This is a genomic window from Salinibacter sp. (genome assembly GCF_042218895.1).
GTDB lineage: Bacteria > Bacteroidota > Rhodothermia > Rhodothermales > Salinibacteraceae > Salinibacter.
The window spans coordinates 1-4,661 of the sequence record NZ_JBDGQQ010000042.1; the positions used below are offsets into that span (position 1 = coordinate 1).

The 4,661-nt window shown below is 64.3% G+C and carries 4 protein-coding genes; 2 read left to right on the top strand and 2 right to left on the bottom strand.

Translation table 11 applies throughout. The features are described from left to right. Positions 1 to 554 (top strand): hypothetical protein (locus ABEL04_RS04590; protein WP_375801209.1); only part of this gene is annotated, 554 nt, incomplete at its 5' end. A 41-nt stretch (positions 555 to 595) separates the two neighbouring features. On the opposite strand, the gene ABEL04_RS04595 is transcribed toward ABEL04_RS04590, so the two are convergent. Together ABEL04_RS04595 and ABEL04_RS04600 are read right to left on the bottom strand one after the other, a co-directional pair. Continuing rightward, positions 596 to 2,131, bottom strand: a complete 1,536-nt coding sequence (locus ABEL04_RS04595) for a calcineurin-like phosphoesterase C-terminal domain-containing protein (protein ID WP_375801210.1) — start codon at positions 2,129 to 2,131, stop codon at positions 596 to 598. 122 nt (positions 2,132 to 2,253) lie between these two features. After that, positions 2,254 to 2,973 carry a protein-L-isoaspartate(D-aspartate) O-methyltransferase gene (locus tag ABEL04_RS04600; RefSeq protein WP_375801211.1) on the bottom strand — a complete coding sequence of 240 codons (720 nt, stop codon included), beginning with the start codon at positions 2,971 to 2,973 and terminating at the stop codon, positions 2,254 to 2,256. Between the two features lie 231 nt (positions 2,974 to 3,204). On the opposite strand from ABEL04_RS04600, the gene ABEL04_RS04605 reads away from it, so the two are divergent. After that, positions 3,205 to 4,494, top strand: a complete 1,290-nt coding sequence (locus ABEL04_RS04605; RefSeq protein ID WP_375801212.1) for an IS1096 element passenger TnpR family protein — start codon at positions 3,205 to 3,207, stop codon at positions 4,492 to 4,494. Positions 4,495 to 4,661: the final 167 nt, after the last annotated feature.

Genomic DNA, 4,661 nt, shown 5'->3' on the forward strand with positions numbered 1-4,661 from the left:
GGCTACTTGCAAAACGGCAGACCAAGATTGTTCAGCCCCGAGCTAACATGAGCCTCGCCCAGAACACCAGTGAAAGACTTTCGCTGGGGGTCGAGTATGCGTACCTGGCACAACCGGGCGCCTCTGGAATCGGACTCACCGCTACTCGGCAGATCAGTGATCGCTTCGCAGTGGGACTTCGGAGCGACATTTTCGTCCCGACGCACCGCGAGCGTACCAGTGCCTTCACGAGGAGTGAGTACGAGGAGACCCTCTGGACAGTGAGCGCGCACCTGAATGTGGAGGTATTCAGGCGTGGGGTCGTCGCACTGTATGGGGTAGCCGGCCTTCAACACCGCCGGTCCACTACTGAGGGCAAGAGGGATCTTTTCAACGACGTTCCCCCGTACGGCACCACGACCCGCCAGTTTGAATCGACGCAGAACAGCTTGCACGTCCAGGCAGGAGGGGGAATAGAGATCCGATCCGTCGTCACGTTTTTCGCCGAGCCCACCGTCATCCTCCACGCGTCTCCTCACCTTTCTCTTTCCGGCGGACTCCGAGTCTCCCTCTGACAGCAGCGTGTGGGGCTCCGGCGAAATAGATGTTCCCAACATCAGCCCGACGTCGTTCCGGCAGGATCGGCCTCCGCGTTGAGCGCCGATGTGTACGTGCGGCCGAAGCGGTCGGTGGCCTCCACCCGAATCCGGCTCGCGTCGGGGTTGAAGGGGGCGTAGTAGAGGTGCGCGGTGGGCTGGGGGTCGACCCACGTGTGCTTCTCCGGCCGATCGTCGCCGTCGTAGAGGCGGTCGCTCATCGGATCGACCCCCACACGCCGGGCCATATGGCCGGTGCGCACACCGTCCTCGTACCAGACGACCGTCCACTCGTCGTCGGCACCCCAGACGTTGGCGACAAACTCGTCGGGCGACGTTGGATCAGCCCCCGCCGGATAGAGACGAAGCTGATGGTCGGCGTCGTGGCCCGTGGCCTTGTAGCGCCACTGAAGAGACTCTCCGTTTACCTCGTAGACCGCGTACCCCCTGGGCGTGCCGTCGTAGCAGATGGGCCCGGTCCACCACGCTCCACAGGTCGTGCCTACGACGTGCTCGTGCGGAGAGGCCGCGTAGCGATGCTCGTTCTCGTGGACATGCCCACTGATGATGTGGGCATCGAACGGCGACAGCAGCTCGTAGAGCGCGTCCCGGTTGCTAATCATGCCGCGGACCGACGGGCTGGACTCGCCGCGTCGCTCATAGGCGGTGCTCAGCGGTGGGATGTGAAGAAGCACGACCACCGGTCGCCCATCCTCGACGAGGGCAAGGTCTTGTTTCAGCCACGCGAGCTGGGCAGGGTCGAGGTGTCCAAAGTAGTCGTCGGTCTTCCGGCCGAAGCCGTCGCTGCCCGGCCAGTACACATCGTCGAGCACCACGTAGTGGACAGCGCCGCGGTCGAACGAGTAATACTCCGGCCCGAAATACTGACGGAACGTGGCCGTTGAGCCGGGGTCGCCGGGCGCATCGAAATTGAGGTCGTGGTTCCCCACCACCTGCACGACGGGAATGCCCATTTGCTGGACGGCGGCCTCGTAGCCGGGAAAGAGCGACAGATCATCGAACACGAGGTCGCCCCCGCCGACGCCGAAGACGGGACGGTCCCCGAGCGCCTTCACCGTCTGCCGGACGTCGGGCACCGTTCCGTCCTGAAATTCCTGCACCTCGGCTTCGGTCTGCGTCTGCGGGTCGGCCAGGAAGAGGAAGGCGTGCTTCTCGTCGGCACGGTCGAGCGGCTGGAGCCGAAATGTCGCCTCCACGGCGTCGCCCTCGCCCGGATCGAGCGGCCGGTAGAAGTGGGCCGTGCCGGTATCGTGCGTTGGCAACCGGTAGCCGGCCGGCACCGAGAGATAGACGAACGGCTGGCGGGTCGACGAGGCGAGCTGATACCGCCCATCGGCGCCCGTCTGCGTAACATTGATTCCGTCTGTAACCGGAACGCCCTCGAGTCCACCGTTCGGCCCCCGCACGCGACCGGTCACCTCGACGGCCCGGCCCGGATGGTCGGACGTGGTGGCGGACGCGGGCCATGGCAGACTCAGGGCCGCTCCGGCCCAGCTCAGGTACTTCAAAAACTCACGGCGGGACGAAGAACGCATGTCAGCGGGGGCGTTGGTGGGGAACGAAGAGTTGTATGATGAGAACGCAGGCCGAGAAAATCATCAACGCAAAATTATCTTCTTAGCGTCTTCCCGCGGGCCCGGACGCGCGGGGCGCGGTCTCAGTTCTTGCGCTGGAACGGCACGAAGCGGACCGGCATCAAGGTCTTCCGCGCGGTCGTGCCGTCTTCCTGCTTCGTGAGGAGGAGGAGCTCTTGCGTACCTCCCTCCGGCCCCACCGGTGCCACTAGGCGTCCTCCAGGGGCAAGCTGCTCGACCAGGGGGGGCGGGACTTGTTCTGGGGCGGCGGTCACGACGATGGCGTCGAACGGGGCGTGGGCGGGCCACCCGTTGTACCCGTCCCCCTGCTTTACCACGACGTTGCCGTAGCCGAGGCGATCGAGTCGCTGGCGGGCCGTCCGGGCCAGCTCTGGGACGATCTCGATGGTGTAGACCGAGTCGACGATCTCGGCGAGGACGGCCGCCTGGTAGCCCGATCCGGTCCCCACCTCTAGGACACGATCCGTGGAGTCCGGCTGTACGGCCTGGGTCATGTACGCCACGATGAAGGGTTGTGAGATGGTTTGCCCCTGTCCGATGGGCAAGGGGCGATCCGCGTACGCCAACTCGGGCGGGTGCTCGGGGACGAACTTGTGGCGGGGCACCGTGCGCAGGGCTCGCAGCACCCCCTCGTCTGTTACGCCGCGCGCCTCGATCTGGGTGCGCACCATCTGGTGGCGCGCCTGAGCAAACCTGCTCGTGTCGGGCTGGGCCGCGCCAGTGCGCAGGCCGAGGAGCAGAGCACACGAAAGGGCCAGAAGAAGACGAGTCGATGGCACCATTGGAACGTGGGCGTTAACCAGGGAGTGTACTTTTCAGCGTTCCTTCGCGCCTCGTCGTTCAACGAAGCCGTTCTTCTAAGGCCGACATGGAGCATCCTGCGCCTTCTGAAACGTGGGCCCCATCGGATGCGGCCCCCTCAGCGAGATCTCGGTAAAACGTGGCGTTGTCAGAAGGTCCCGCGAACGCTTCTGCCGCGGCGCAGCACCCACCGACCTAAATTCGTCTCAGCCATGATTGGCTTTCGCTCACTTCCCTCATACACTTCGAATCACGAAAAGCTCCTGGACCGACAGGAGATCACGAAGGAGGATCCCGGTCCCGTTCTCCGCGACCTGGAGACAATGCTGTCGGTGATTGGGGACGAAGGGGTGCCCGTAAGCGAGAGCCAGCACGCCATTTCCCGAACGGCCCTCCCCTCCCTCAATGCGCAACTGAGCCACCCCATCGAGACCGAATACAAGCGGCTTCAGCAGAGTGCCTTCCCGCCCATTGCGGGGCTGAACTTGCTCCTGCGCGCCGCAGGAATGGCCCAGCCGCGAGAGGTCGGCGGCAGTTTCCGGCTGGTGTTGAACGAAGCTGTCGTGGCGTCGTGGCGGGACCTGAATCCGACGGAGCAGTACTTTGCCCTCCTGGAGGCTTGGCTGAACCGGGCGAACGAGGACCAGATCTTCGACCAGCGGGGCAAGGCGTTTGATGGAAATCTCCGGCCTGCACTAACGCTGATTACCGAAACCCAGCCCACGCCCCTGGGGGCCAAGCTCGACGACAGCGATCGTCGGGAGCTCAAGCGTCGTCCCGGCGAACTCCACCTAGCCCTCATGTGGCTGTTCGGGCTCGTAGACCTCGACGAGGCGGGCACCATGGCGGGTGAGCCCTGGCAGGTGCAGCGCATCACGGTTGAGCCGTACGGCAAGGCGCTGCTGCTCCGGATTGCCAACGCGGTCCAGGAGAAGGCAGCGGCGGACGATGATTCAGCGTGGGATTTCGACCGGGAGTCGTTTTTGCTGAGTGCACGCGACCTGAGGCGGGTTCTGCAACCATACTTTCCGGCGTACGACCGCACGTTGCCGGAGCCCCACGCTGAGTTCCGCCCCGACACGCACGTCTTCGATGTCGAACTTGAACGCCGGAGAGGCGAGCCGGTGGGATGGCGGATGGCCTTTCCGGGTGCCTCCACGTTGCACGAAGTGAGCGAGACCATCCTCGACGCCGTGGGGTTCGATCGGGCTCACCTGTACCGCTTCCGGTATCAGGACGTTTATGGATGGGAGCAGGCCGTCAACACACCTGACAGCTACCAAGAGCCCCCGTACGCCGACGAGGTCCAGGTCGGCGACCTTCCCCTCGCTCCCGGCGAGACGCTCTCGTACCTCTACGACTTCGGCGAGTCCTGGGAGTTTGCTCTCCGCCTGGACGAGATCGGGGACAAAAGACAGGAAGTTGAGGAGCCAACGGTGCTGGAAGCGTACGGCGATCCGCCCGATCAGTATCATCATCCCGTGCCTGAGGAGTGGAAGTGAACCCAGGGGCTTCCTCGTTCCCCCAGTGCACGATTGCATGGCGGTCGGTGAGGCACTGTTCACCGTCCGATCCTTGGCTGCATTGCGTTCCCAAAACTTCTTCCCGCGCCCCATGAACTTCGACCTTCCAACATCGTCGCTCGACGTAGAAGCCATCCTGCGCGAGC